We start from the raw sequence: 24,725 nt of genomic DNA, 5'->3' as shown, positions 1-24,725 counted from the left end.
TATTTCTTTTCAAATTAGTAAAAGTACTATGTTCTTTTGAATTCGTATGAATTATTTCTCATCCATGTTGGTCCATTCTTAGAAGTTCATTAACATCTACTTCTAAACATTTTGCAATCTCTATGAGATTCTCCAAGTTGGGCTGTGCTGAGTTTGTACACCATTTTGAAACAGTAGCAGGGTCTTTCCCGAGTTGTTCTGCAAGCCACTTATTCGTTCGTTTCTTCTCCGCAAGCACCACTTTTAAACGATTCAGATCTTTATTCTCCATAATGCTATGATTATAATATACAAAACTAATGTTTTTCTCGCAAATACATTTCTGATTTAGAAAAAATATCGCTTTTGAGACAAGAAAATGGCTTTTTTATCAATTTAGAGCATAACTAAGGTTTGAAAATGCTTGAATTATTGTGACTGATATAATTCATTTAAGCTAATTCTTTGTAAATTTGTAGATTAAATTAAAGAATTTATATGAGTAGGTATTTAATCATATCAGTATTGGCAATGTTTGTGGCCATCCCTCGAATTTGTGCTCAGTCACAGGTTCGTATGGCTTTGCCTAAGACGCAGACGATGGTTCACAATTCTCTATCCAAAAGCAGGGCAAACAAAAGCAAAAGGGGAAATGCTCAATTTACTATCTCCAAAGACTTGCTTGCTAAGATGTTTGGATTTTGTGGAGTGTCAGTATCAAATGACACTACCGGTTTGGCTTTATCCGTTGATACCTGTGCGACGAAAAGAGAGGTGAAGAAGTCGTTGTCAGAAGCAACTGATAATGAACTTACAGCTTTGGATGTTTTGAATATGTTAGTGCCAGGAGCATTCTCTGATAAGGAAAAAGAACAATGGAAGTCTTTGCCGAAAGAAACCAGAAAGGCGATAATAGGAATGGTGTTAACTCCTGGGGGAACACAATGGGATGCCTTGAATGAGGCTCAGAAAGCTGTTATACATGAATATAGTAATGGGAAATAAACCTAACTGTCATGTGTACTAAATATAAATTCCACTGGAAAGATACTGAGGCATTTTCCAGTGGTATTATATATTCATGAATCGAATAACAATAAAAATTCAGCATATCGCCGTCGCTCTATGGAAGCAATCTTCTTTCCACGCCAGTGGCAATACTGCACATAGTCATTTTTTATATTTCTGTCTCCTGAATCAAGTTTTTTAAGGATTATACTCTTTGGGTATTTACCGTCTAATCCTAAAAGCTTGAAAACTCCAATATTATAAGCTAACGCTGCGAGCAAAAGTGAATCTTTACCATAGGGACGAAACAAGGAACATAGCTCTTTGAGGTCTTTACGGAGAAGAGCTTCTGCTTCAGAGGCAGTCATCTCGGATGAATACCTTTCTCCGGGTCGTAGCCGATGTCCATATCCAACGTAAGGATAATCTTTTTTTCGATGTAGTCCCTCATAGAACCTGATGCAACAGACTGCTCTTTCAAAAGGTGGAAGGTCGAAAATTGTTAGGGTTTTAGAGAGTGGCTCAGACGGCGTTACCGTCTGGCCATTAACTCTCATACCAAATATGAATATGACAAAAGCTGCTATTATCCTGAAACTCATTTTACTTTAAATTTTGTTATCTCATCAATCATGTTCTTGACATCAAGATTGACACTCACGAAGTTCTGGTACAGAATACGTTCCTTGGCATCCTTTGAAGGGAAGGTGTAGAACTTTGGTATCTGATAATTCTTGTAGTTAGCTTCCTCTTCGGCAATCTTCTTCATGTCGAAATCAGTCTTGCAATAAAACTTGGATGTTTGAAATTCGGCAGACTCCTGAATGTTCATGCTATCGCCACGTCCTGTCTTGGTCTTGATAAAATCACGGGCAGACTGGCCACAAATCCATCCGGTGGGCATATCTGAAATTTTACTTGCCGGAACAAGGCTGTCCATATTCTCATTGAGATTGATGGAGGTCTTGTCACGGTCAATAGTCACACCTTTTTTTAGCTGGACAATCTTACCGAAGATGTCGTTAGAAAGCCACTCCAAAGTCTCTTTTGCTCTTGCTGAGCCACTGACTACGTTACCCACTGTTGTGATAACTTTCTGCATACCCACTTTCCCATAATCGGATTCGAGCTGCGGCAATTCCTGAAAACCCAGTGTAACACTGACCTTGTTACTTCGGGCGGTACCAATCAGTCTGTCTATTTTGTGAAAATAGAGTGTAGGCAACTCATCCACGATGATGCTCACAGGAATATTCTTACCTTGACCGGTATTCACACGGGTTACGAGACGGTTCAGAATCAGCGCATTCAATGCACCGATAATGCTTTCCATCTCCGGGTCATTGGCTATTAACAGATAGCTAGGATTCTTCGGATCAGACACCTTCAAGTCAAAGTCATCTCCATCCTTATGAAATATCCAATAGGATTCCTTGGTGGCCAGCCGGGATGTATAGACACGCAGCGTACCAATCATACCTTCCAACTGTTCCATCGCCTTGTTCTTCATGGCTGTCTGGAACGGCCCCAATAGGGGAGCTACTTCAGGGTCAGTCTCCAATACCTCAAAGATGGTCTGATAGTCTTGGTTCAGGAAGGATAGGATATGAGGCATGTCGCTGTATTTCCCTAACCAATATTCAGGTTCCACTTCCTTGCCTGTCTTGTCAAATACTCGGCCTGTAGGCTTGGGGCGGTGCGTCTTCGGCTCTGTGGTCATCTCTGCAACGAGGGGATGGCCGTCCTTGTCGTAAGGTACTTTCTTATAATTGACAAAGAAATAGATGCACGCAGCGAGGAAGTTCACGGCAGAAGTCTGGAAGAACTGGTCGCTACCTCCACCACCTTCTTTCTTTCCTTTCTGCAGTGATTCCAACAGGGTTTCAGCGGTTTCGCTGGCAGCAGCAAGGTTTCCGATATACTTCTGTTGGATAGGATTGACACGTCTGGAATACCCTACATCCACAAAGTTGATGATATTGAACTTACAGTCCTTGGGAACTTTCCCAGCTTTTTGGTTTATCTTATAATGATAGTATAATTTCTGAGCGAGTGTCGGAAACTTATAATCGTACACAACCATGGCAAAACCTTTTGCACTATGCTGCCGTATGAATGGCTCGATAATTGAGAACGTCTTACCTGACCCCGGCGTACCGACAACCCACGTACCACGGAAGGGATTGACAATGTTCACCCATCCTTTACGGAATTTTCCCTTATAATAATAGCGCATAGGGATGTTGACACTGTACTTGTTTTCCTGCAACTCCTGGCATTGTTCAAAAGACTCATTCTCGAAATTAAAACGGTCTTTAAGAAGCCCTTCCTTTAAGAACTTGGATATATTATCAAGGGCTACATGTATACATATGGTGCCAATGATTGACGCAACCATATACAACCAGTAGTTCAAACTGATCGTATAGAATTTCATACCCATACTCTGGCCGTAAAGCCAAATAGACAATATCAATACAACGAGTCCACCAAATAATGGGTAGAATACCTGATGACGAGCATCAAATTCCAGATGCTTCTTATTACGTGTTCCTATACAGGTGATGCAGATAAGTATAAAGGTGGCTATTTTACTCCATATAAGGTTGCCGTCCTGATAGATATACCACCGTTTTATACGGTCATGAATATCGCACAGGATGCCACCCCAATAATCCAGTAGCTCAGGATTAATGGCATACTCGAAAAATTCCACTATCAGTGACAGATAAATCAAGTAGCGGAATATTTTATACGTGGTCTGTAGTTCTTTAGTTTCTTCCATTCAAGCGGTTCTTTAATCAATTGTATAATGTGATGATTGGTCTGATTTTATGTGCTTGTGTTTTCGGCGTTTCCTGAATGGCTCCAGAGGCAAGTGAGAACAACCATGCTTTATCGGTTTCCTGCTCCTTTACTTCTGTTGATGTCCAGTACCAGCATTCATCAGGATTGTCCTGTATCTCATCTCCACCACATTTACGGATATATTCATTAATCTTATTTCTTACTTCATACAACAGGTATAGCTGAGCAACGGAAGGGATGTAGGCGCTCTGTCCATATTGCCACATGTCAAAAACAGCTTCGGCTGCAGGCGAAGTATAGGTAGAATACATGGCATGGGTATTGCTGTTCCCATCGAAGGCTGCCAGGTCTGCGGAAGTATCATGCTTTATTCCAATACTATCAGAGTAGGCGCAAGGCTCTATATCTTTCAGATAGACTGCATATCCAGTACCTTCAATATCCTCTTTTTGATTGACATAGAAAACCACGGCTATGGGTGTCTTTTCCTGTGCTTTCATTTCCTCATATCTGACGACCTTTCCATCGGTACACAGGATGTCTCCAATCTTCATTGAGGTATCCGGAGAGTCCTGATGTGCATCACATGATGCTATGGTTGCCGCCATGAAAGCGGCACAAATGGTGTGAAATATCTTCATCTTCTTTATCTTTTTGATGTGGGTATTTTAAATCCTATTACTATACCAGTTCGGAACAAATCCTTACGGTCAGGGACGATAAGGTCGCATTTGGCCTGAATATACAGTCCCCAGCCATGACGGAGTGATAAATTATGCTCGTAACCGGCATGAATACCGGCAATGAATTTATCTGTGTCACTGCCTCCAGAAGCTCCTATGCGCAGATTCCCGTAATGGTTACGTCCTCTGACTAAACAAGGTTTGTATGCGATTCCAATTCCCCATGTCCGATAGTTGTTCCAAAATGAATTAGGACAGATATGACCACATGAAGCACATTCGTCCCATTTAATGTAGCCGTTGATGAAATACTCCCAAGCGTTATGGTGACGTGTTTCATGTTCCCATGCGATGGTAGCATCCAGCCCACGTTCATAAAGTGCACCAACTCCCAAGGATAAACGGTCACTGTGACTTTGTGCAAATGAAGAAATGGTACAACTGAGTACCATTATCAATGATAAGATGATTTTCTTCATGGCTTATTCCTCCATCATTAGACATGAGTTGAAAGAGTCCGCATACAGCACATCTTCATAATCGATGTCAAGGCTGATGGTTCGGCCACTGATTTGTTTCTCAGAAAGTTCAATAGTCAGGACTTTGTCATTGGGGAAGGTCATCTTCTTCAGAACTATGACATTTCTGTATCCATGCTTGAAACTTTGGGCCGTTTCGAGTGCCAAGACCGGAGTCAACTCTATCATCTGTGCGTTGGTTGCCTTGGATATTTTCTTGTCGTTTAGCTTGATGCGCAACTCATCGATGTCAAACCGTATGTTGGTGCGGTTCTCTATGCTGAAATCCAGAAAGAAATATTCACCAACTGAGTAGATGTTATTCAACCGCATAGTCATACGATGCTGTCTGGTACTCACATTACGTATTCTCGCAGGGGAGTTCCATATCGTTCTGGCATATCTAGTCATCTCTTCTGTACTCATTGAGACTGCCGGGTTGTGGTATGGAATTTTCTCTGCCGGCTGGATTTGTTTGTCAGACACTGCCTCCTGCATACGTGTAGTATAGATGAGTGCATATTGTGTACGATAGCGTTCTGTTACAATCGTCACAATGGCAAGAATATCTCCATCGGCATGTATGTTAGCTCCTTCTTTAGGTTTAAGACGGATGGTATTGTTGATGGGCTGGTCTCCAACAACGGCATCAGTGGAGATGTCGACAAAGCGTACTGGTTCTGTGGCTGTGATAACAGTTGTCACATTCTCATTAACGGTGAGCTGTTCGATTTCCTGATACGTCTGCTGAGCCATAGAGGGGAGGGTTGCCAAAACACATACCGCCAATGCGCCGATTCTTTTAAAAGTCTTCAGTTTCATAATATCTATGTGTTTAAATTATTTTCCTTTGTTGTTTGAACGAGAATTAATGAGGTAAACAAAAGTGCCATATTTGAGCTTGGCTTTATTTTTTTTGATTGCCTTGCTGACGGCATTACTGCTTTTCTGGACTGCATTGGAAATAGCTTGCGCTCCCCATGATGCCAGACTGTTTCCAGATGTGGTTGTATTGGTGAGTGTTGATGTATTGCTTAGCGCACCGCTACCCACGTCTTTTGTAGTTTCACGGAACTGGCTGCTTGGAACATACAGTCCTTCTAATCCGTCTGTATCATAGAGGGCAAGGTTTACTTTGATAATCTCACCATCTACCATGATGCTTGTAACATTGCCTTTAACACGTTGTGAGCCAAAACCGCTCATAGTTGCATATAGGTATGAACCTTTGGGTACAACAACTTCATTGATTTCCACATCATCTATTAATCGGAGACGAACTCTTGAGCCGTCAACTGCCTTGATGTTTTCATCTATGATGGCTTTAATCAATTTCTGTTCTTTTTCATTCTCACAGATAGTATTGAAATAATCGGACGTTACTCTGACTTTCTTGACCACTTCCTGGGGTTCATCGTTTTTTTCTTTTTCATCGGACACTTCCAGATTCTTTTCATTCATCTTTGTAAGTGTATCCGTATCAGTCGGCAAATTTGTAGCTTGCAGACCTTGCAATCTGGCTTGGGCAATAGCTCGGTTCAGCTCCTCCATGGCTTCTTGCTCACGTTGTTTACTGATGGCTAAGCGGTCTTCTTCAGAAGTACCGTCGCCTTGTGCGACTTCCTGACCTCTCTGTGCGCTCTCCTGTAGTTGTCTTTGCATCTCAGCGAGTTTCTCGGCTTCCTGTTTCTGAGATTCCAATTGTTTAAGCTCTTCTTCTGAATATTTTGAATCATACTCTTCTTTGTTGTCTTCTTCATTACGGTCAATGTTTCCTAAAGCAGTATAGTCATCTATTTTCCCATATGATTTAAGCATATTGTCATACTTATTGCCAATACCATCGCCTTTCATGTTGGCATCAGGCAATTCCGGATTCAGATAATCAGTCGTAGTGAGTCCGTTAGGAGTCTCTGCCTTCTCCGTATGAAACAGATCTATGACAAAGTAACCGACAAACAACAGGGGAAAGTAGATGATTATTGGAATCATGTACTTTGGCTGCTTCCAGTTAATTTTCTTCAGTGCGTCCATCGTTCTTTATGTTTACGTTGTTATTATTAGATTCGTCATTGACGGTAGAAAGTCCTTCGTGAAGACGGTTGGATTTTTGATTGCCCTTGTTGTAATATTTGCGCAATATCAGCTCTTGCCTTTCTGTGGCACTTTGGACGGATTGTTGCCTGTTAAACACAAATGCCATTCTGTAGATATTCAGACATAGACAGATTATGATAAGTCCGAAAACAATGACAAGAAACAGCTTCCTGTGGTTGTTGGCAAAATTCTGAACCGTTCCGGCAAGCACATCAAGTTTCATCATACGTGCGAACTTGCGACCAGCATTGACTTCATTTTCGTATCTTTGCTTATATTTCGGATCATCCTTATCTGGCATCTTCTCTCCAACAAATAACTTTTTCCATCCCATATTAGTAGTTCATTTTGTTCTTTTGTTCAATATCCTTATTCATAAGTGTCCTCCAGTTTGTGATAAGCAATCCGTGAGGGTTATTGTCAGTTCTTGGTACACGTTTCAGCTGACCTGCAGTGACCAGTTCTCTGGTAAGAATGCTTGTCCGTCGTTCAATACGCTGTTTGCCATAATACATGAACTCCATCTTTTCCTTATCGAATTTTATACTGTCGCAGAATATGCTGAACACAGCACTCGTACCCATAATATTCGAGTAGAATCCTTTTTCCTTCAATGTATTATACTGGGCAAGACCCGTTTCGTCCACTAAATACATGGCTTTGTCCATTGTGTACTTGATATATTTGTCGTCTGGAGCCAGGGTGAAAAACAGATGGTGGAACATCTCTATGTGAGACTTAGCTTCTACGTCAAGCGTTTCGTCCATTGTGCTCCGATGAACAAGAATAGGCACATTGCCGTCCAAAACATAGACTTTCTTATGGGCATCCGAGACCATTGTCCTGGCTGTCCAAATGCTGGATATGCAGATGATGATGCAGCCTGCAAGGAAAAGGGAACATATAATCAGCACCAGTTTGATTTTGTTTTCAAGATTCTTAATTACCATAATATTCCATATTGATTTATTGCTTACATTACTTTGCTAATCATGCCTTGGGTTGATACTTTGGCTTGCTGTGCGACTCCTTCACCAAAGTTTCGAGTTGAGAATGCTGTATCACCTTCCGGTATCATCCATGCGGCCAAATCAGGTACAAGGTTGAGACATTTCAGTGCCACAATACTTGCGGCCATGAGATAACCGGCTGAGAAGAACGAGTTCTGCAGATAGGCCGCCATAGTCTGTTCACTTTCGGTAATGGCAGTCAGATTCTCCACCTGTATGCACAGGACAATATCAAATAGGAGTAGAACATAAAATCCAACGAAGTACAGCATAGCTCCGTAGAAGTGTACGGTCAGATAACGTATGAGCCACTTTGCCCAGGCGCCTTCCCATTTGGGCAGAAGACTGAATGCCCACTGTATCGGTCCGAAGATGGTCAGCATTCCCAACAGGATTTGCTGGCAGTAGATAGTTGCCCACCAACCGATGCGATAAACTATCAGAGCGATGAGCATAATGATTTTATCCAGTCCGACCACTGCACCTGCTGTGAGTGAGGTAAACCATAGTCTGGATGCGTCCTTTTCCATGTTAGTCACTTCTTCAACACCGGTCTGTTCCATCGTGGACTCAATAAGATTTGGATCGGACGTTCCTGAATGTGCTACGTCAGCCTGAGCTTGCAAGGATGTATAGAGAGTGTCCCTGACATAAATGAGTTCCTGGACTTCCTCAAACTTATCTTCTATCTGTAAGGATTCTGCCTGATAAAGGTCATGAGTATATGAACCGATACAGTTAGGAATGTAAGAAAGAAAGTCAAGGAAACACCAGCTACTTCCACTGTTGGTTATTCCCGTATCTGCAGGTGGATACCACCAACACAGAATAACGGATATTGCCAATGGCCGGAACAGTTTCATCACGTCCAGAGGCTCGTGCTTCACCATCATCTTATAAGCTATATTTCCTGCCACTACAATAGAGAACAGAGCAGCGAGAGCCATGCACATTTGGAGAATCCACCAGAACGGTCCTTGTGAACCTGTGAATGTGGCATCTGTAAGGAACTCGTTCGTCTGGAAAATCACGTCATCAATCTCTTCTTCAAGAATATTGATACCGAAATCTGAGAGTATATTTGAATCTGCCATGATTTTAGTTTCCTTTTATGTTATAATTCTCTGTTAATTGTGCCCTTCTGAATTTAGTTGCCCGGCTTCTCGCCAACGGCTAAATGCTTCGGTTGCATGAGAAGCAACATCAGTTCGTCTGTTCAAGCGGGCGGCCAACAAGGAAGCTGTCTTGTTCCTGTTGCTTAACTGAATCAGATACGCTATGAGAATTTCATTCTGATGCTCTATATCAGCATATATCGCAAGGTATTGTCTTTTCCTTTGGGCGTTTGGCATATAAGCGTCCTGGGTTTCTTTAATGACTGTCCTGAACATATTGTAGTATTCGTTCCATCGCGTTTTATCATTTACCGTACCTCCAGAACTGATGATGCGGTTGATATTCTTTTCAAAGTCTGATAGCTTGTTATTCACTTTGCTGCCTTCTGCAAGCCAGGCAATATCAATCTGTCTATCGGCAATATTGAGAGCTTCAATTTCTGCCCGCTGAGTCAGTGACGCTTGAATGCTGTCAGCTAAATCTACCTGTTGGTATGATTCTACACCAGCCAGTGTCCTAAAGCTCAGCTTGTTTTTACTTGCTGCCGATTTCTGGTAGCTGTTATGAAAGAGGGTGTAGTAGAAAGCAGGGGTTAGTCCGCCAACACCTATTTCCTGAACTGTAATCTGATTCATCTTTGTAGCATCGTGGTTGTATGTCACATAAGACTGGGCAACTGCTTTGAAACAAAGCAGCATTGCACATAAACATAATGTTGTCCGATAACTGATAGAATGTACCATATCTGTTGAGTTTTAAATTGTTATTTAATAGCCTAAATAGCCCGCAACTTTCCACCGGCCAAAAGCATCATTAATAATCTCTTCCTTGGTCTTTGCACGATAAACCTGTCTTTTCCAATATCCGATGCGTACCTGAATGTATCTCCAGGTCTCAAAGTATGCCCTGTTCAGATGCGTCCTGATATTGTCAAGTGAGTTGTTTATGTTCATCAGAATGAGATAGAGATCCGCTGTAGAACAGGCTGCCGCACCGGTAGCATACAGGATTAAATCACTGACCGAACGATACAGATTGTCTCCTTCTTCGGCAATCTTTGCCAAGGCCCCGGCATTGACTGTGATTATCAAGGTATCTGTGCTTACAATGTTTCCTCTGTCCAGACACTTCTTTCTGAAGTCTTCAAGCATGTTTTTATAATCACCCACACGGTCACTGATGTTTTCGTAGGTGTTGTAGATATTGAGACTAGTTCTAAGAGACTGATACAGAATGTCAATAACGTCAAACGCACGTGTGTATCTGTCAAGTTCCTTATTGATGTCCCTGAAGCCGATATTGGCATCACTGCTGTACTCATGCAGAAGTTTGTTGCTCGCTTCCAGTGTGGATCGAACAAGCAGCAGACTTCGTTGTTGTTTATGGTCGTTGATATAGGCTTCTATGGAAGCTACATCAAAACCATATTGAGCCTTGGCAGTGAACGGGAACAATACCAAAAGGCAAACAATAATCGGCAATATTTTATTCCTGGTCGCTTTCATCTTCATCGTATTTACCATTATATGTATCTGAGTGGGCACTGGAGGCTGCCTGACGCAACCATCGTTTTCTACATTGTTCAATGAGTGTCAATCTTCTGCCACTGTCATCGTTGATATACGGGACTACGCTTTTCAGCATATCTATGATGGAATGTTTGTAGTGCATCATCTTTTCCAATGACACAAGGTCGGCATAGATATTGGTTAGTCTCGTGTCAATCTGACGGGCTATTTCAAGTCTGTCACTTGACCAGAGCAGATGATAGGTATCACCGGTATCATCTGTTTCTATAGGACTGCTTTTGGCATATTCCACAGAAGGAGTGCAATCCGGAAATTCTCTGGCCACTTCTGATAATTTTGAATTGACCTCGTTGGCTTTTTCCGCATCCGATTTGGACGGATCGAGATTGATAACTTCAACAACCTGTGTGTCACTGTACTCAGTAGTAAGCGTCCATGAAATTTGTACGATAGCACGGTGTATCTTAATCCAAAGGAAATACTTTGGTTTCCGGGCTATGGATATGGTTGCCTTAAAGGTTATGGTACCGTTGATGTTGGGCATGGAGGCTGTACGAACGAATGTATTGCCTTCCCATGCACCTGAACCGTTCCACGACAGATTATAGGCTGTTTTACAATCCTGCATGATAGCCGGTATGCGGTAGTAGTCATCCGTGGCAGCATTCTCACCGTCGATAGCTTCCTGCTTTGCCTGTTCATACTGTGACAGTTCTGTCTCATACGAGCTCATCTCAGCTTTTAGGCTTGATATTCTGTCCTTGTTCTCATTGTAGGACTGTCTGTATATTGCAGCATCCTCAACGCTTGCTGTCTGGATTTTTTTCAGGAGCTCTGCGTTTTCTGCCTCCAGTGCTGTTATTTCTGATTGTACTGAGACAATATTTCGTTTCAACTCCGTTATTTTGGAGTCTATTTCAGATATATTGATACTTCCTTCGGAAACACTTGTTGCCATAGAACATTGCTTGGTATGGTTGTTTACACTGCTTCCACAATCAGAACATTTGTATTGTGTTGAACCTTCTCCTAATTTGGCGCCACCATGACAGGTTACGCTGATGGTTGCTGTCTCACATCCTGAAATTTTCTGGGCATTGGTAGTCTGGTAGTATTTCTTTGGGTCACTTCCCAGATAATAGGTATAGCCTTCTTCATTATCGTTAAGTTCAGACAGACGTGCGTTCATCCCGGCCTTAAAGGTATTCAGGTCCATAGTGTATGAATCAAATATGTCTTCATAGGCTACTTCCTTACGATTCCAGCTTTTGGTAGCATAAATCTCGTAAGCGTATGCTTTTGCATATAATCCTTTTTTTGAAGAAGTAATCTTATATGCGAGCATGTAGTATGAGATGCTGTAGGTATAACCATCATTGGCTTTGTTCAGATTGGCTATCTGTGAACGGCTGTATCCTGCATGATTCTCGGAGTTCTGCAGTGCAGCTTCTCGTTGGGTAGATGATGGATAAAAGTTTTCATCTGTAGTGCTGATTCTGTACCAGTGATCACCATTGATAATTGAGTTATTGTCTTCGGGAGGATAATAGTCGCAAAGTTTAATGGTGCCAGCATCTACACGGTAGATATACCACCTTTGTGTGTAGTACTGGCCGAATACTTCATTGGCATAGTCTGTAATCCATGCCGTTGTGTTGTAATTCGACAAAGAGAAGAGATTGGCGATGCCTTCCTCACCACCGATAAACTGTAATAAGGTATTTCCGGCATTCTTGGAAAGATTGCCGTATAAGTCGTACACATTCTCGGCTATCTCAATGACACTGCTTGTCTTCTCCATGATGGTACCGTTAAAGGAACTGTTCCCAAGAATGGAACTTACAGCATTGCCGGCTCCAGCTGAAGCAAGGCTAACGCCCATCGCATAGAGGTTATCTATGTCTTGCTTCAGGTTTTCCTTTGTGAAGTTTGTCCCGATATTTGAGAAGCTTTCAAGCAGAACATTCCAATCCACATTGCCCAGTTCTGACAATTTCAGAATTGCTGCAAGTTCCTGGTTGATTTCAAGAAATACGATGTCCTTGAATGACAAAGTACTATTGGTAACAATAGACTCAAACTGATAACACAAAGTCTTTACCTCATCACAGATCTTATAGAGATAGCTACCCCAATAGAGGGCGTTATGAGGACTTTTAAGCATCATGCCGGCAACAGTCCATATTTTGGGCATAATTTTGGCAGACACCATGTTGTATATACGGCGGTAATAGTAGTTCTCTGTTGCACTGGTCCAAAGTCCCAGATTTGTGAGAGCTCTGCGATCGAGGAACTTGGAACTGAAGATTCCTGCAGCAGCCACTTCCGCTGCCTGATAATGTTCCCTGATCTTGGCTATCTGTTGAGCATAATACGCCTCAGTAGCAGCTTCTGTACCGAAAGCCGCCGACATTTCCGCTACAGTGCGAGTATCATAATTTACACTGTAATACTGTGCCATAGCAGGCACTATAGCACAGAGAAATAGAAGTTGTATTATCAGATAGCGTTTCATTTTCAAATCTTACATTTCTGTTTTTGTTTTGAGATTAAGAACATGTTGAGCCTGGTTCACCTTTTGTGCAAAGGCCAAAGACTTGCTTATTCCTGAAAGACTCCAATCCCGGCAATAGGCTTCTATGGCATGCTGATGGTCACACTTCAACTCTCTTTTATAGAGTTTCAAGGCTTCCTTTTCAGCTCGCTCTGTAGTGTAAGTCATGTAGCATTCACGTGGCTCTTCAACTCCAAATACGGCCCCGACACTTCCACGTCGGATAAAGACCTCACGGAAGAAACTTCGTCCTTCCTTATTCTCCAGACGGTTGATAGTGAAAATCTTCTTACAATCAACGTCCGTCAAACCGAGCGTGGCTTTAATCTCATCAAATCGCTCACGGAATTTGCTCTGGTCGAGCAGCATTACCACGTCTGAGTTATTGATGATAGCTTCCTTGACAATAGGACTTCCTACAATATCCTGTATTTCCTGCGTTACAACACCGACAGAAGCCCAGAACTTTCGGGCAGTCTTGTAGAGATACTTGATATATTCGGCCATCATGGGAGAGGCGATAGCCTTCCATGCCTCTTCGATAACCAGTACCTTACGGTTCTTCTTGATTCTCATCTTCTGGATGAACACATCCATGATGATAAGCGTAACAAGAGGGAATAGAAGAGGGTCATCCTTAATGGAGTCGATTTCAAACACGATGAAGGTTTCATCAAACAGTTTGGTGTCCAGATTCTCATTCAGCGTCACCTCATGACTGCCTCCTTTATAGAAGTCCTTTAACAGATAGTTGTAGGCCGCCAAGTCAATGCCGGAAAGTTTATTTTCTTCAATGATTTGTGGAATGCGGACAATACTGTATTCATAGAAGGTGTTGAACGAGAGATTCTCAATACGACGGTTCACAAAATACTCGTCAAAGTATTCTTTGATGACTTGCTCAATAAGCCGGTCTTCCGTCTTGGTAACTATTCCCTGGGTGCCTTTCCAGATAAGCATAATCAGATTCTTCAAGAAACCGATTTTCTCGATGTTCAGCTCTTCATGTTTGATAGCAAAAGGGTTCATCGTGATAGGATGCTCCTCGGTATAGCTGATATACTTGCCACCTACATACTCGCAAAGTCCCTCGTATGAATTACCTGTATCAACCAGAACCACATCAGTATTCTGTTCCCACATCTGACGTACAACGCTGTTCATGTGGAAGCCTTTATATATAGCATAACATACTGAGCCACAACACTTTCATAAAAACAATAAAATCTAAACGGTACAAATATTGAACAAGGGAAAAATAGTCATTCAAAGCACTCACCAAAGAGAAAAAACTATGACAGGGGCAAAAAGTAGATTTAAGATTATTTATGAAAATATTTTGGACGATTTTGACTGATTGCTATCCAAAGAGCGCATTTTTGGTAAAAAGTACCATTCTCATTATCCATAAAGAGTGAGACAGTCGAAAAAGAAAAAGAGGGGTATGAGTGCCTTGCAGGAGGACTGCAAAAAGGGTCAAAAGTGGGTGTCTTGTACCTTGGTTGTATTTCAGTCGGCATATATGGCTGATATACAATGCAGGTTAATAATTCGGCGGCAATCAAATTCTATTTTCTGGGTTGAAACGTTACATTAGTATGGTGATTCGGAGTGAAAAATTGAAATAAACGCTAAAAAATAGAGTTTGAATAGTATATTTTGCTGAAATTCCAAATGTTTCTGGATTTTTTTGTGTATTTTTGCAGCAAAATATTGATTCATCATGGACAGAGAACTAATAAATAGAATAAAAGTGGTGCTGGCAGAAAAGAACCTCACAAATAAATGGCTTGCTGAGAAACTCAACAAAGATCAAGGTACAGTGTCGAAATGGGTAACCAATACAAGCCAGCCCGACTTGAAGACACTAATTCAAATAGCCCAATGTCTTAATGTCGGCATTCAAGATTTACTTAGAGAACCTGTTCAGAATATTAACGTAAATAGTATAAAACAATAATGGCAAAACTTAAATTCATAGATTTGTTCGCTGGATTAGGCGGCTTTCACCTGGCTTTAGAAAAGTTAGGCTGTGAATGCGTTTTTGCCAGTGAGATTCAAACAGAACTACGAACCCTTTATGAGAGGAATCATGGGATTATATGCCATGGAGATATAAATGAAGTGGATATTGAAAAAGACATCCCTGAACACGATATTTTGTGTGGGGGATTTCCATGCCAGCCATTTTCTCAAGCAGGCAAACAAAAGGGGTTCGGTGACGAGAATAGAGGAAATCTATTCTATAAAATTTGGGATATACTGCAATGCAAGAAACCAGAATTCGTTTTTCTTGAAAACGTACCTAATCTAAAATCTCACGATGAAGGGAATACTTATAGAGTAATACATGAGACACTTTCAAGGTTGTATGATATACAAGACGACATAATCTCTCCTCACTATTTTGGAATTCCCCAACATAGAACAAGAATATATATAGTTGGTAGATTGAAGTCAAAAGGTGGACTTAAAGATTTCAGGTTCCCAGAACATATAGAACGCCCAGAATGCAACATCAATGACATTCTTGTTCCAGATGACACGGATTATATGTCTTTAAGACCTATTACACGCAAACACATGGCAGCATGGCAAAAATTCTTGGATTTGTTATTCGAGAATCATTGTTCTCTGCCCACTTTCCCTATATGGGCAATGGAATTTGGCGCGACATATAGTTATGATGGAGCCGCCCCATATTTTCAAAAAAGAACTCAATTACAAGGGAAAAAAGGTAAATTTGGCGAAGATATTATAGGAAACTCAAAAGACGATTATCTACAGCAGCTACCTGTGTATGCGCAGGGAAAGCCCAAAGGCGGGAACAGACAATTCCCAGATTGGAAGAAACTCTTTATTAAACAAAACAGAGAGTTCTATCAGAAAAATAAAATTTGGATTGATACATGGATCGAAGAAATCCGTCAACCCGGATTTGAGAATAGTCATCAGAAATTCGAATGGAACTGTGGAATGGAGGAACATCCTAATCTCTACACAAAAATTATACAGTTCCGACCATCGGGTATAAGAGTCAAGCAACCGACATATTCTCCTGCTCTTGTACTTACAACAACTCAGATTCCTATTATTCCTTGGGTTATCACGCCTAATGGAGAAAAAGGCAGGTATATGACAAGGAAAGAAGGTGCAAAACTACAGTGTATGCAGGATCTGAAAGAATACCCTGATACGATTGCCAGTGCATTCAAGGCATTTGGTAATGCAGTAAACGTAGAAGTCGTGAAACTTATAGCAGAAAATTTGATTAAATTGACATGAAGCAAATAGAAAGAGTCTCAATAGCATTGAAACCTAACGTGTACAGCACATTTAGGAATCTCAATAATACTGTCTCAAACACGTTGGGGGAGTATGTTGATAATGCTGTCCAAAGCTATCTTGATCATAGAGAAAGACTATTACAGGTAGATGGACCAGATTACAAACTAAGTGTTTCTATTGTTATTGACTGGGAAACCAGAGCTATTTATATTCGTGATAATGCAGCTGGAATAGATGCTCAAAACTATGAAAGGGCATTTGAACCAGCACATATACCATTGGATGATACAGGGCTTAATGAGTTCGGCATGGGTATGAAGACAGCCTCTGTATGGTTGGCCAATAAATGGAGTGTACGGACGAAAGCCCTTGACGAAGAAGTGGAGAGATTCACGACTTTTGATTTAGAAAAAGTAACATCAGAAGAGAAAGAAGATCTTGTTGTAACGGAAAATCCTAAACCGGCCTATGAGCATTACACAGAGATTGTCTTGACTGACCTGTCTTTTAATGCGCCGAAAGTGATGCAAATGGACAAGATAAAAAGGCATTTGTCAAGTATTTATAGACATTTTTTACGTAGTGGTCAAGTCGAAATATCCGTGAATGGAACTATACTTGAAGCTCCAAACTATAACATATTAAAAGCTCCGTTTTATAAGACTCCAGAAGGTGAAGAAATTTTATGGAAAAAAGAAATAGACTTTGAGATTGACCACTATAAAGCAAAAGGTTTTATTGCCATCTTAGATAAAATCCAAAACAATGCAAATGGATTGGTGCTAATGAGACGTGGCAGAGTTATCGTGGGTGGAGGTGATGAACGATATTTTCCACCTGTTCTTTTCGGTCAGTCTGGTAGTTTTAGATATAGACGATTGTTCGGTGAATTAGAACTTGAAGGATTTGAAGTGTCCTTTAATAAAAATGGATTTAGAGAAGAGGAGGATTTGTATCTGCTCATGGAAGGCATCCGTGATGAGCTAAAAGCTGACGAACCGAGTCTTCTCAGCCAAACAGATAATTACAGACAGCGAGGGAAAGAACAATTTGAGAAGATTTCCAAGGCCATAAAGAAAGACTTGGAAAAGAAGTCAAAGCCCAAGCAACTTTCCAGACAGGTAAGTGAAGTTGAAAACAAAATCAACAACTCACAATACCTCCAGAAAAATGAAGAAAAAATAATTAAGGCAGAAGTCTTGGATAGTTGTAGTGAGACGTTTAAGTATAACGGTAAAAGTTATATACTTAAAATGGAATTAGTTACAGAGGCCGAGACAGACTCTTTGTATTCTGTAGTGAAGGATAATAGTGAAGATGTAACAGTTTCTGAGGCGACTCCAATAGTATGCAAGGTAAATCTAGCACATCCTTTCTTCACTCGGTTTGACCAATTCAAAAAAGGGCAAGATTACACGCCAATCATAGCAATATTTAAAGCACTGACTTTGGCTGAAATAATGGCTCCAGACAAAGGAACTAAATTCGCATCTAATGTCAGAATTTTGTTTAATCAAAGTATTATTCAATTGTAATGGAAATAGAAATTGTAAAAAAAAGCAACATAGGCTTTTCTCCCGAAATTGGAGATATGACACATGAATTACTTTCTCGATTAAGTGAGAAAGTTGATAGTGAAGGTATTGACGTACTAAAAAAAGAGACAGTCGATATACTTTCAAAGTGTACTGATCCAAATAAAAGAGAATGCCAGTCGGTAACGAATCTTGTAGTCGGATACGTTCAGAGCGGTAAAACCATGTCTTTTACAACATTATCTGCACTTGCACATGACAATGGTTTTCGGGTAATTATATATTTTGCTGGTACGAAGAATAATCTTCTATCTCAAACGACTAAACGATTGAGAAAGGACTTGATTAATGGGAATGTTAACTCCAAGCATTACAAATTGTTTGAAAATCCCACAAAGAACGATTCACAAAGAATCCGTAATGCACTTTCTCTGAGTTCCAAACCAACCATTTTAATTACTGTATTAAAACATCATAAGTATATCTCAGAGCTGGCTGCTATGTTCGATAATGTGCAAATAAAGAATACCGTAGCTAAATCGGGAGTGCTCATTATTGATGACGAGGCAGACCAGGCAAGTTTGAATGGCTACGCATATAAAAACAGCAAGTCTCAAGAATGGGAAGACGATGAATATACCACAACATATAGTAGCATATTGAAGTTGCGTGGCGCATTAGACAACCATTCATATGTACAATATACTGCAACGCCGCAAGGACCACTGCTTATAAGTATTATGGATTTGCTTTCCCCAAAGCATCATACAGTGTTGACCCCTGGCAAAGGTTACACGGGTGGAAAAACTTTCTTTTGTGACCATCCTGGACTTGTAATCACAATACAACCAGAACAAGTCTATCATACCAAACATAATGATTTGACTAACTGTCCAGATTCTTTAGTTAATGCTCTGCAACTCCATATAATGGGAGTGGCAATTATAGTGAACATTAAGGAGAAAGAATCTTTTTTGTCCATGATGGTTCATGCAGATAGAGAGCAGGATGCGAGTGAGAAATTTTATGGTTGGATTAAAAATTTGATAGATGCATGGGCTAATATGTTGGCAAACGGAGAACTTGATCCAGGTTATCAAGAACTAAAACTGTCGTTTCAATCGAACTATGAAGAAGCTATCCGTTTGTATAAGAGCCACGAAGAAGACTATCCTTCTTTTGAAGAAATATGGGAATATGTTCATGATATTATTCTCGATACTAACATAGAACTTGTGATTAGTCGAAATAAACGGCAAGGCGAAAATAAAGAAATTGATTGGTCTAGTAGTTGCTCTCACATATTGGTAGGAGCTGATATGCTGAACAGAGGATTTACAGTGGAACACCTTGCTGTGACATATATGCCCCGATATAGTGTTGGCAAATCGACTGCCGACACTATTCAACAGAGATGCAGATTCTTTGGCTATAAAAAGAATTATTTATGGTCTTGTCGAGTATTTCTTCCTTTCGAGGCTATTCTTGAATACAGAGAATATGTGGAGCATGAGGAGGAAATGAGAAATTGGCTATTAGAGAATAAGAGCCTTGAAGATGTTGAACGTCTTCTCCTGATTTCCAACAGATTAAATGCGACAAGAAAAAATATCCTGTCAAAAAATACTGTGACGACGAAGTTGTCTGGATGGCGTAAAATGAACGCATTCCAAGCCATTTCAGAAAACACTTCATTCATAGAGAATTTCCTTTCAAAACATGAGTGGAAATTGTATGAGGACTATAAAACGACTGATAGAAATCATGCTTATGTAAAAATTCCGATACAAGAATTAATTGAGTTCTTGACAGAATTCAAATTCCAAAATATGCCAGATGCTGCTCGTAAACAAGCAACTTTGCGCTATATAAAGTACCTGACGACTAAAACCTCATCCCCGCTCAGTCATGCCTACATTATACACATGGCCTATAAAGGTGATGCGCGTTTACGTGCTTTCAATGTTGAGACGCAACGACTCGTTAACCTGCACTCTGGACGTTCAACAACAGAAAGTTCGGTTTATCCTGGAGATGCTGCAATTAAGTTTGAGGACTCACTAACAATTCAGATACATAAAGTTAAATTAAAATGTGATTCTCTGATTTGGTCTGGCAGAGAAGCCTATACGATTGCTATATACTATCCTGAAGACTTTGCAATAAACTATGTTGAAACGGAGGAATAAAATGAAGAATACGATTCATCAAATATTCAAAAAGTTATTGTGTAACGATTCTTTAACTGAGAATTGTTACACAGTAGCTAACATTCCACCCATAAAGGCACATAAACTTGGTATTGATAGGGAGGGAAGACCTATGTTCTTCATACAAAGTACAATAACCGATAAAGTTCCAAACATCAACTTGGAAATGATGTCTGTACAATTCAACGAATTGTGTAGGCTAAAGAAAAACAATGCCCCCAAAAACATCATTGAGAGTTATTATACAGTAATAACCTTAAAGACCGACTTGCCTGACTATGTTAGATATTTTCTTGATATAGTATGTATCGTATTGGAAAAGATTGGTGAGACTCCATCACAGCAGGTGTTATTGACAGAAATACAGAAGATAATAGACTTATTTAGGCGTTTTTCAGCACCTCCTTTGAAAACAATTCAAGGATTATGGGCGGAATTGTTTGTGATTGAAAGAGCAAACAACCCTAAATATTTGGTTAAATCATGGCACACATCAGCCATAGATACATTTGATTTCAATGATGGAACTGACAAAATAGAAGTTAAGAGTACTTCTCGAAACAATAGAATTCATCATTTTTCTCATAACCAACTTACACCAAACAAAGGGTCAAATGTTGTTATCGCCTCAATCCAAATAGTTCAATCCGGAATGGGGAAAAGCATTCATGATTTGAGGGAATCTATCGAATCTAAGCTGAATGAACCAGACTTACGATTTAAACTAATAGATGTCATAACAAAAACGTTAGGTGCTGATTTTGACAAAGCGCATGAATGTTGTTTTGATTATGCGTTGGCGTGTGATTCCTACCGACTCTTCGATATAAACGATATCCCGTGTATAGATAGTTGTAGTATTCCTGAAGAGATAGATAACATCCATTATGATTGTAATTTATCCTCTGTGAAGTCTGTCGAAGTACCATCTGTAGCATATCCCAAAAGTGAATTATTTAAAGCCTTGTGAAATGAAAACAGAGAAGATTTTACCAGAGACATTGCTTCAACTCCTGCTCAATGTGTTTGAGGCTGCCCCAGATTTTGTATATAAGAATGGCATCCAGCCTTTTTTAATGGAGATAGGGGGAAGGGAATTCTATATCTATGTTAAAAATCTTTCGTCTGCATATTTCAAGACAAGACCAGATACTACAAGAGCTCAGTTGCCTGTTAGGGAAGATTTTGAAGAAATCAAACATTCTGCGATTCCTTTTGTCTTTCTTGGATATGACAGTGTCAATGATGTAATTGTCTGTTGGAATTACCACACAGCCAAACAAAGATTAAACGAAAGGAAGAGTGTGTCTTTCTATTCCAGAAGTTATTTTCAAGAAGAAGTCGTTTCTGGCGAATTTTTAAGAAAAGAACTTAAAAATGGAGATACACCTGTATTGTTCAAAAGGAAAGATATAATAACCTTCTTCCGGTCTATTGATTCATTCTTTGGAAAACCTACAGGAAGTGAAGATGAAAAAGACATCATCGTTGATGGTAAAATAAACAATATCACCGATAAGACGTTGCTACAGAAACTTAAACCGCTTCTCAATACAGATACACCTCATACATTAGAGGCAATAAAGGTGACGCAACAGTTTTATGGTGATTTACCACAAATGAAATTTAGAGATTGGGCAAACCTTGTGAAAAATGTACAATTTAATGTTTTAAACGAGGATATGAAATGCGACCATAAATAGTGAAATAATGGTATGTTATTCATCTGTAACCGACTTATTATAAATGACATCCTATAATAAGTCGGTTGTCGTTCTTTTAGCGTTTTAGCCCATTTCTCTCCTTTGGAATATCATTGGCAATTGCTTCAAGTTCCCTATCTATTTTTGTAAGTTCTGACCTTGTCAACGCATAGATGCAGTCGATAGTCAGACGACTGGTGGCAATTTTACGATGTGCGAGGATGGTCTCTTCGCCACCGATGGAGGGGCGGTTAGCACCGCTCGCCTCCAGATAGTCGTTTACTGCGTCCCGCATGGTGAACTGTCTCATGCCTGTCTTTGCCCAGTAGATAAGGGCATCGGCAGCGGCTTTTCTTGTTTTGCTGTATTCGTTGTCTGTCATGATTCTGATGTTTTGAGTTTGCTAAAAAAGTTTGATACATATCCAAATGGTTATTTCAACCAAGATGATTGCCCAACTTACAAAAGCCAAGCCGAACATCCAGGCATAGGTGCGACCGTTGAAGTATGCACCCTCCTCGATATTGCGGATTCGTTTGAGTTCCTTCTGCTGGTGAGCGAACAACTCCTTTATCCGCTTCTCATGCTCGTCAAGGGCTTGCTTGAAAGCTGAAATGGCGGTGTTGTTCCGCTCGTCCAATTGGGCAAGTCCTTCATCGTTGATGCCTACTTTGAGGTTGCTTTGCTCAGCCCTTACTATGGCATGGCATATTCCATCCACGATGTTGTCCGTACTCCTGTGGGCAGCCACAAGTGCCATTCTCGTTGATTCCAACCTCCTATAGACATTGCCCAGTTCCTCCTTTGCCTCATAGAGTGCTTTCTTGGCTGATTCAATCTCTTCCAGGGTCACTTTGATTTCTTCCTTGCCACTCTCGGTGTTCTCGTCCTCCTGCATCTGATTATACAGGTTAAGCACATCCTGTGTGGCATCCTTCTTGTTTCTTCCCATACCGTTCTTGTTTGAAAAGTTATCGTCTCATGCCTCTCTTTATCGGCTTACAGAGTCTGTTTGCTTGTATTACGCAGCGTCTTGCCCAATCACGGTCATCATCGTCCTTATCACGTCCCCAACCACTGCCAGGACTGCCACCGCCACCACAGGACTCAGACATTGATGTGGCAGCATCGAGATAGTTCATGAAGAGCAACATAGCCACATTCAGAATGTCAGTGTGGCTTGCAGATCCATTCTCAGGGACTTCGATACAACTGTTCATCGTATCGTATGCGGTTCTTTGCATGACTATGTTGAAACGCTCGCCATCAACCTCAATAATCTTTCTCAATTTGGCAGGAAGGACAAGTCTGCCATCAACGACTGTCCGAGACTGACCACTTGAAAATGCCGTATTTCGGCTGTCCAATGTAGTAGCGCTTGGAACAGAAGAAGCAGGTCTTTGACCAACTGCAACAGGGGTTGTCTGTGGGTGCAGCTTACGGAAAGTATTCCCGATTTTCGATGCGGTGAGATTCCTGCCTACACCAAGTTCTGATGCCTTGATGGTCGTTCTGCCGAACTTGAAGCGATAGCCATGCACCCTGCCTTGACCAGTCTTGTCACGGATTAGTTCGATGTCATATCCCTTTGCCTTCAATCGGTCGGCATATTCATCCCAGTCAAAGAACGGCATTGAGCGCAGCACATCCATACACGCTTTGGTCACCTCTGCAATACGCTCCTGACGAATCTCCATGGCATCCTTCCAGCCATGACGCTGATTGACGGCTTTCGCAGCCATCACGGCACGCTCACCGATGAACCTCACATCATTGAGATTGCCATCCATGTCGATGCGGTTCACCACCAGATGCAGGTGGGGAATGCCACTCCTGGAGTCACGGTGAAGGGCGGCAAAATACTGCGAGTTGGCGATGTTGGTCGGCTTGACCGAAGTTGCAGCCTTGCCCTTCTTCTTCCCTATGTGGTTCACCTTGGAGATGCCATCCATCTCACGGATGAACTCGTCAAGGAATCTCCTCCAGTCTTCCATCGACCAGTTCCGTGCCTCTTCCTCAGATGGTGAAAGCTCAAAGCGGATGGACGTCAGTTCAATGGGCTTCTTGGCGTACCTCTGCTTGAACATGGACTGATGCAGAACCATTTCGTCCCACATGCCCATAGGGGGCAGACCTTCGCTAAGATGGTTGGTCTTGATGATGTCAGCACGGTTGTTTTTGGTTGCGTAATTGGTCATTGCCTGACCATGCTGAATTGCTGATGCTTTAGCTATCATAACATATTTAGGAATTTGTCCCTAATGCGGCTCAGTTCCTCTATCAGGGTGTTGATGCCTTGTAGCCAACGCTCCATGAAGTCGGCTCTCTTGAAGAGTTTCAATCTCTCGGTCTGTGGCAGGGCATGAAGCGCATTGCGCACATAAACCAGTTCAGACCTTGCCCCGATTAAGCCCTTCAAGGCTTCCTCCTGCCCTTCGGTCATGGGTAGGGACGGCTTGTGACCGATGCCTAAGTCATGGAGATAGGTGCTCTTGCTCCTGCCTGACAATCGGGCATTATGCACCACCTCATCGTATTCTTCTTCTGTGAAACGAACGTCAATGTGTCTGGTCTTCGGAGGTCTCTTCATTGAGGTCTTCTCCGTGTTGTTATTCTTGACTTTTGCCATTGTAAATGGGGTTTGTAAAGTTTATACTCTGATATAACAGGACAGCCAATGTGAGCCT

Annotated in this window: 24 protein-coding genes and 1 pseudogene; 7 read left to right on the top strand and 18 right to left on the bottom strand. The window is 41.1% G+C overall.

Annotated features, from left to right (window positions below; all coding sequences use genetic code 11):
- Positions 1–58 precede the first annotated feature (58 nt).
- Entirely contained in the window at positions 59–271 is a 213-nt protein-coding gene (locus BQ8005_RS06590; protein ID WP_075317502.1) for a helix-turn-helix transcriptional regulator, read from the bottom strand.
- A 206-nt stretch (positions 272–477) separates the two neighbouring features.
- On the opposite strand from BQ8005_RS06590, the gene BQ8005_RS06585 reads away from it, so the two are divergent.
- Positions 478–984: a hypothetical protein gene (locus tag BQ8005_RS06585; protein WP_075317501.1), complete on the top strand. Its 507-nt coding sequence runs from the start codon at positions 478–480 to the stop codon at positions 982–984.
- Between the two features lie 74 nt (positions 985–1,058).
- Here BQ8005_RS06585 and BQ8005_RS06580 read toward each other — a convergent pair whose 3' ends face one another.
- From BQ8005_RS06580 to BQ8005_RS06520, 13 genes and pseudogenes are all read right to left on the bottom strand, one after another.
- On the bottom strand, positions 1,059–1,589 hold the full coding sequence (locus BQ8005_RS06580; protein ID WP_075317500.1) for a glycoside hydrolase family protein: 531 nt from the start codon (positions 1,587–1,589) through the stop codon (positions 1,059–1,061).
- Positions 1,586–3,772, bottom strand: coding sequence for a type IV secretory system conjugative DNA transfer family protein (locus BQ8005_RS06575; RefSeq protein ID WP_075317499.1), 2,187 nt, complete (start codon positions 3,770–3,772; stop codon positions 1,586–1,588). The genes BQ8005_RS06580 and BQ8005_RS06575 overlap by 4 nt, the downstream gene beginning before the upstream one ends.
- Positions 3,773–3,788: 16 nt before the next feature.
- Positions 3,789–4,436 (bottom strand): Lcl C-terminal domain-containing protein, encoded by a 648-nt coding sequence (locus BQ8005_RS06570; RefSeq protein WP_018667732.1) that lies wholly within the window; start codon positions 4,434–4,436, stop codon positions 3,789–3,791.
- Positions 4,437–4,441: 5 nt separating this feature from the next.
- The gene (locus BQ8005_RS06565) at positions 4,442–4,957 is read right to left on the bottom strand and encodes a hypothetical protein (protein ID WP_075317498.1); all 516 of its coding nucleotides are present in this window, start codon (positions 4,955–4,957) and stop codon (positions 4,442–4,444) included.
- A gap of 3 nt (positions 4,958–4,960) precedes the next feature.
- Positions 4,961–5,818, bottom strand: a complete 858-nt coding sequence (gene traN / locus BQ8005_RS06560) for a conjugative transposon protein TraN (protein ID WP_075317497.1) — start codon at positions 5,816–5,818, stop codon at positions 4,961–4,963.
- A gap of 18 nt (positions 5,819–5,836) precedes the next feature.
- On the bottom strand, positions 5,837–7,030 hold the full coding sequence (gene traM / locus BQ8005_RS06555; protein WP_075317496.1) for a conjugative transposon protein TraM: 1,194 nt from the start codon (positions 7,028–7,030) through the stop codon (positions 5,837–5,839).
- A complete protein-coding gene (locus BQ8005_RS06550) occupies positions 7,008–7,427 on the bottom strand; it encodes a hypothetical protein (protein ID WP_007571452.1) in 420 nt (139 codons plus the stop codon). Before BQ8005_RS06550 ends, traM begins: the two co-directional genes overlap by 23 nt.
- Position 7,428: 1 nt before the next feature.
- On the bottom strand, positions 7,429–8,043 hold the full coding sequence (traK, locus tag BQ8005_RS06545; RefSeq protein ID WP_008781805.1) for a conjugative transposon protein TraK: 615 nt from the start codon (positions 8,041–8,043) through the stop codon (positions 7,429–7,431).
- Between the two features lie 23 nt (positions 8,044–8,066).
- A complete protein-coding gene (locus BQ8005_RS06540; protein ID WP_009275709.1) occupies positions 8,067–9,197 on the bottom strand; it encodes a membrane protein in 1,131 nt (376 codons plus the stop codon).
- 33 nt (positions 9,198–9,230) lie between these two features.
- Positions 9,231–9,962 carry a DUF5045 domain-containing protein gene (locus BQ8005_RS06535; protein WP_075317495.1) on the bottom strand — a complete coding sequence of 244 codons (732 nt, stop codon included), beginning with the start codon at positions 9,960–9,962 and terminating at the stop codon, positions 9,231–9,233.
- 24 nt (positions 9,963–9,986) lie between these two features.
- Positions 9,987–10,730, bottom strand: coding sequence for a hypothetical protein (locus BQ8005_RS06530; protein ID WP_075317494.1), 744 nt, complete (start codon positions 10,728–10,730; stop codon positions 9,987–9,989).
- On the bottom strand, positions 10,705–13,263 hold the full coding sequence (locus BQ8005_RS06525; RefSeq protein WP_075317493.1) for a hypothetical protein: 2,559 nt from the start codon (positions 13,261–13,263) through the stop codon (positions 10,705–10,707). Before BQ8005_RS06525 ends, BQ8005_RS06530 begins: the two co-directional genes overlap by 26 nt.
- 9 nt (positions 13,264–13,272) lie before the next feature.
- Positions 13,273–14,478: pseudogene (locus BQ8005_RS06520) on the bottom strand (TraG family conjugative transposon ATPase); the annotation flags it as partial.
- Between the two features lie 547 nt (positions 14,479–15,025).
- Here BQ8005_RS06520 and BQ8005_RS06515 point away from each other — a divergent pair.
- Genes BQ8005_RS06515 through BQ8005_RS06490 form a run of 6 tightly spaced genes read left to right on the top strand, consistent with a single transcriptional unit; the run spans position 15,026 to position 22,038 of the window.
- Positions 15,026–15,262, top strand: a complete 237-nt coding sequence (locus tag BQ8005_RS06515) for a helix-turn-helix transcriptional regulator (RefSeq protein WP_008665462.1) — start codon at positions 15,026–15,028, stop codon at positions 15,260–15,262.
- Positions 15,262–16,587, top strand: coding sequence for a DNA cytosine methyltransferase (locus BQ8005_RS06510; protein ID WP_008665460.1), 1,326 nt, complete (start codon positions 15,262–15,264; stop codon positions 16,585–16,587). Before BQ8005_RS06515 ends, BQ8005_RS06510 begins: the two co-directional genes overlap by 1 nt.
- Positions 16,584–18,125 (top strand): ATP-binding protein, encoded by a 1,542-nt coding sequence (locus tag BQ8005_RS06505; protein ID WP_008665458.1) that lies wholly within the window; start codon positions 16,584–16,586, stop codon positions 18,123–18,125. Before BQ8005_RS06510 ends, BQ8005_RS06505 begins: the two co-directional genes overlap by 4 nt.
- Entirely contained in the window at positions 18,125–20,314 is a 2,190-nt protein-coding gene (locus BQ8005_RS06500) for a Z1 domain-containing protein (RefSeq protein ID WP_008665456.1), read from the top strand. The genes BQ8005_RS06505 and BQ8005_RS06500 overlap by 1 nt, the downstream gene beginning before the upstream one ends.
- 1 nt (position 20,315) lies before the next feature.
- Positions 20,316–21,305 (top strand): PD-(D/E)XK motif protein, encoded by a 990-nt coding sequence (locus BQ8005_RS06495; protein WP_008665453.1) that lies wholly within the window; start codon positions 20,316–20,318, stop codon positions 21,303–21,305.
- 1 nt (position 21,306) lies between these two features.
- On the top strand, positions 21,307–22,038 hold the full coding sequence (locus tag BQ8005_RS06490) for a hypothetical protein (RefSeq protein ID WP_008665451.1): 732 nt from the start codon (positions 21,307–21,309) through the stop codon (positions 22,036–22,038).
- A gap of 76 nt (positions 22,039–22,114) precedes the next feature.
- Here BQ8005_RS06490 and BQ8005_RS06485 read toward each other — a convergent pair whose 3' ends face one another.
- The 4 genes from BQ8005_RS06485 to BQ8005_RS06470 are packed head-to-tail and all read right to left on the bottom strand — an operon-like array spanning position 22,115 to position 24,667.
- A complete protein-coding gene (locus BQ8005_RS06485) occupies positions 22,115–22,420 on the bottom strand; it encodes a hypothetical protein (protein ID WP_008665449.1) in 306 nt (101 codons plus the stop codon).
- Positions 22,421–22,441: 21 nt separating this feature from the next.
- Positions 22,442–22,990, bottom strand: a complete 549-nt coding sequence (locus BQ8005_RS06480) for a hypothetical protein (protein ID WP_075317491.1) — start codon at positions 22,988–22,990, stop codon at positions 22,442–22,444.
- A gap of 19 nt (positions 22,991–23,009) precedes the next feature.
- Positions 23,010–24,236, bottom strand: a complete 1,227-nt coding sequence (locus tag BQ8005_RS06475; RefSeq protein WP_234984009.1) for a relaxase/mobilization nuclease domain-containing protein — start codon at positions 24,234–24,236, stop codon at positions 23,010–23,012.
- Between the two features lie 35 nt (positions 24,237–24,271).
- Entirely contained in the window at positions 24,272–24,667 is a 396-nt protein-coding gene (locus BQ8005_RS06470) for a plasmid mobilization protein (protein WP_075317489.1), read from the bottom strand.
- Between the last annotated feature and the right edge of the window lie 58 nt (positions 24,668–24,725).

Source organism: Bacteroides togonis, from assembly GCF_900130135.1.
In the GTDB taxonomy this organism is placed as follows: Bacteria; Bacteroidota; Bacteroidia; order Bacteroidales; family Bacteroidaceae; genus Bacteroides; species Bacteroides pullorum.
Note: the sequence above shows the minus strand (reverse complement) of the source record. Positions and strands in the feature narration are given on the sequence as shown.

Bases quoted from the DNA above. Each gene is read 5' to 3' on its own strand.
- BQ8005_RS06590 (WP_075317502.1), bottom strand. From the start codon at position 271: ATGGAGAATAAAGATCTGAATCGTTTAAAAGTGGTGCTTGCGGAGAAG.
- BQ8005_RS06585 (WP_075317501.1), top strand. From the start codon at position 478: ATGAGTAGGTATTTAATCATATCAGTATTGGCAATGTTTGTGGCCATC.
- BQ8005_RS06580 (WP_075317500.1), bottom strand. From the start codon at position 1,589: ATGAGTTTCAGGATAATAGCAGCTTTTGTCATATTCATATTTGGTATG.
- BQ8005_RS06575 (WP_075317499.1), bottom strand. From the start codon at position 3,772: ATGGAAGAAACTAAAGAACTACAGACCACGTATAAAATATTCCGCTAC.
- BQ8005_RS06570 (WP_018667732.1), bottom strand. From the start codon at position 4,436: ATGAAGATATTTCACACCATTTGTGCCGCTTTCATGGCGGCAACCATA.
- BQ8005_RS06565 (WP_075317498.1), bottom strand. From the start codon at position 4,957: ATGAAGAAAATCATCTTATCATTGATAATGGTACTCAGTTGTACCATT.
- traN (WP_075317497.1), bottom strand. From the start codon at position 5,818: ATGAAACTGAAGACTTTTAAAAGAATCGGCGCATTGGCGGTATGTGTT.
- traM (WP_075317496.1), bottom strand. From the start codon at position 7,030: ATGGACGCACTGAAGAAAATTAACTGGAAGCAGCCAAAGTACATGATT.
- BQ8005_RS06550 (WP_007571452.1), bottom strand. From the start codon at position 7,427: ATGGGATGGAAAAAGTTATTTGTTGGAGAGAAGATGCCAGATAAGGAT.
- traK (WP_008781805.1), bottom strand. From the start codon at position 8,043: ATGGTAATTAAGAATCTTGAAAACAAAATCAAACTGGTGCTGATTATA.
- BQ8005_RS06540 (WP_009275709.1), bottom strand. From the start codon at position 9,197: ATGGCAGATTCAAATATACTCTCAGATTTCGGTATCAATATTCTTGAA.
- BQ8005_RS06535 (WP_075317495.1), bottom strand. From the start codon at position 9,962: ATGGTACATTCTATCAGTTATCGGACAACATTATGTTTATGTGCAATG.
- BQ8005_RS06530 (WP_075317494.1), bottom strand. From the start codon at position 10,730: ATGAAGATGAAAGCGACCAGGAATAAAATATTGCCGATTATTGTTTGC.
- BQ8005_RS06525 (WP_075317493.1), bottom strand. From the start codon at position 13,263: ATGAAACGCTATCTGATAATACAACTTCTATTTCTCTGTGCTATAGTG.
- BQ8005_RS06515 (WP_008665462.1), top strand. From the start codon at position 15,026: ATGGACAGAGAACTAATAAATAGAATAAAAGTGGTGCTGGCAGAAAAG.
- BQ8005_RS06510 (WP_008665460.1), top strand. From the start codon at position 15,262: ATGGCAAAACTTAAATTCATAGATTTGTTCGCTGGATTAGGCGGCTTT.
- BQ8005_RS06505 (WP_008665458.1), top strand. From the start codon at position 16,584: ATGAAGCAAATAGAAAGAGTCTCAATAGCATTGAAACCTAACGTGTAC.
- BQ8005_RS06500 (WP_008665456.1), top strand. From the start codon at position 18,125: ATGGAAATAGAAATTGTAAAAAAAAGCAACATAGGCTTTTCTCCCGAA.
- BQ8005_RS06495 (WP_008665453.1), top strand. From the start codon at position 20,316: ATGAAGAATACGATTCATCAAATATTCAAAAAGTTATTGTGTAACGAT.
- BQ8005_RS06490 (WP_008665451.1), top strand. From the start codon at position 21,307: ATGAAAACAGAGAAGATTTTACCAGAGACATTGCTTCAACTCCTGCTC.
- BQ8005_RS06485 (WP_008665449.1), bottom strand. From the start codon at position 22,420: ATGACAGACAACGAATACAGCAAAACAAGAAAAGCCGCTGCCGATGCC.
- BQ8005_RS06480 (WP_075317491.1), bottom strand. From the start codon at position 22,990: ATGGGAAGAAACAAGAAGGATGCCACACAGGATGTGCTTAACCTGTAT.
- BQ8005_RS06475 (WP_234984009.1), bottom strand. From the start codon at position 24,236: ATGACCAATTACGCAACCAAAAACAACCGTGCTGACATCATCAAGACC.
- BQ8005_RS06470 (WP_075317489.1), bottom strand. From the start codon at position 24,667: ATGGCAAAAGTCAAGAATAACAACACGGAGAAGACCTCAATGAAGAGA.